Consider the following 1,972-nt stretch of genomic DNA (forward strand, 5'->3'; position numbering starts at 1 on the left):
GAGCAGCGCCAGCAAGAGGTCGCCGGCCGCCGCCGACAGCACGAAGATGGCCGCCATCACCAATACGCCTGCCTCCAGCATCGGGAAATCACGGGCCTTGGCCGCGTTCAGGACCAGATTGCCAAGTCCCTGGATGCCGAACAACGCCTCGATCACCACCAGCCCACCCAGCATGTATCCGGTCTGCGTCGCCAGCACCGCGACGGTCGGCGTCAGCGCATTGCGCAGCACGTGCCGAAAGATGATCTCGCGCCGCTCGAGCCCTTTCAGGACGGCGGTGCGCGTGTAATCGGCGGCGATCGCCTCGATCACGCCTGCTCGCGTCATCCGGGCGATATAGCCGGAAAGGTTCAGCACCAGCGGCAGCGCCGGCAGGATCAGATAATAGCCATGCGTCCAGAAGCCCGCGCCATCGGGCGCAACTCCGGAGATCGGGAACCAGTTCAGCCACAGGCCGAAAACGATGAGCAGCATCAGGCCGGAAACGAAATCAGGCACAATGCCGAAGGAGACGCCCGCCATCACGATCAGCCGGTCGATGAGGCGGCCCGCATTGAGACCGGCGATGACGCCGGCACCAACGCCGAGCGGAACGAGGAAGAGCAAAATAATCCCGGCAAGCGCCGCGGAGCGCTTGAGGCTTTCCAGCACGAAGGGCGCCACCGGCCCGCGCATCGACAGCGAGGTGCCGAAGTCACCGGTGACCGCTTTGCTGAACCAGAGCCAATACTGGACGAGAACCGGCTGGTCGGCGCCTAGCCGCTTGTTCAGTTCCGCCACCGCTTGCGCGTCGGCAAAAGGCCCGAGCATGACACGGCCCACATCGCCGGGCAGGACCTGCCCGGCGAAGAACACCAGAATGCTGACCAGCCACAGGGTGAGGACAAGTGTGCCCACACGCGCTGACAGAATGCGACCGGTCAGCATGTCGCGATCATGCCTGGACGAAGGAAACGCGGTCGAGCAGGAGATGCGAAATCGCGGTGAAGCGTACGCCCTCGACCTTGGAGCTGACGATGCGGCTGTATTGCGAGAAGTAGCTGATGATCGCCGGCGTCTCGTCGAGCAGCAAGGTCTGGATCTTGCGGGCAACAAGGCGCTGTGCCTGCAGGTCGCGCGCCTTCGAGTAGTCAAGCAGCAGCGCGTCATAGGCCGGGTTGTTGAAATGTGCCGCGTTCCAAGCTCCCGAACTCTTTAGCGTGGCGTTGAGGAAGATGTCGGGCGTGCCGCGGTGGCCATAGTCGGTGATGCCGAGCACCGAATCCAGCCATGGCGAACTGCCAAACGTCGCCGAGCCGTAATAGGCGTCCTGCGGCAGGACATTGAGCTTGACGTCGATGCCGGCCTTCTTGGCGAAGTTCTGGATGATGACCGCATAGTCGGGAATGTCATAGGCGCGTTCGGTGGTCAGCGTCACCTCGAAGCCGTTGGGCACGCCCGCCTCGCCAAGCAGCCGCTTGGCCTCGGCAATGTCCTGCTTGCGCTGCGGCACCGATGGATCGGCCGAGGGGAAGATCGGCGCGAACGGCGTGTCGTTGCCGACGATGGCGCGGCCCTTGAGCAGGCCCTTGACCACAGCCTCTCGGTCGATCGTGAGCGCCAGCGCGCGGCGGATGCGCTTGTCGGTAAACGGCGCCTGGTCGGTCCTGAGATGCACCTGGTCGTGCGAGCTCGCCTGCACGCTCAGCAGCTTGAAGTTGGGATTGCCCTCGATCGCCAGCTCCAGCCGCGTCGTGCTTGGGATCACGTCGAGCTGGCCGGCCTGCAAAGCCAGCACCTGTGCCTGCTCGTCGTCGAAGAACTTGATCTCGATCCGGTCGGGCAGCGCCTTGTCGCCCCAGTAATTCTCATTGCGCACGAAGCTGGCGCCTTGCTTGGGGCGGAAGGATTCGAGCTTGAACGGACCGGTGCCGTTGAAAGTATTCTCGAAATCACCGGCATAGTCGGCAGGCAGGATGACGGCATTGTAGAC

2 protein-coding genes are annotated in these 1,972 nt (G+C 63.6%); both read right to left on the bottom strand.

Going from position 1 to position 1,972, the window contains the following annotated elements; translation table 11 throughout:
• Positions 1-927 (bottom strand): ABC transporter permease (locus EN879_RS33725; protein WP_164774756.1); only part of this gene is annotated, 927 nt, incomplete at its 3' end.
• A 7-nt stretch (positions 928-934) separates the two neighbouring features.
• On the bottom strand, positions 935-1,972 hold a 1,038-nt coding region (locus EN879_RS33730), incomplete at its 5' end, for an ABC transporter substrate-binding protein (protein ID WP_245493909.1).

Source organism: Mesorhizobium sp. M7A.F.Ca.AU.002.02.1.1 (assembly GCF_003998535.1).
Classification (GTDB): Bacteria; Pseudomonadota; Alphaproteobacteria; order Rhizobiales; family Rhizobiaceae; genus Mesorhizobium; species Mesorhizobium ciceri.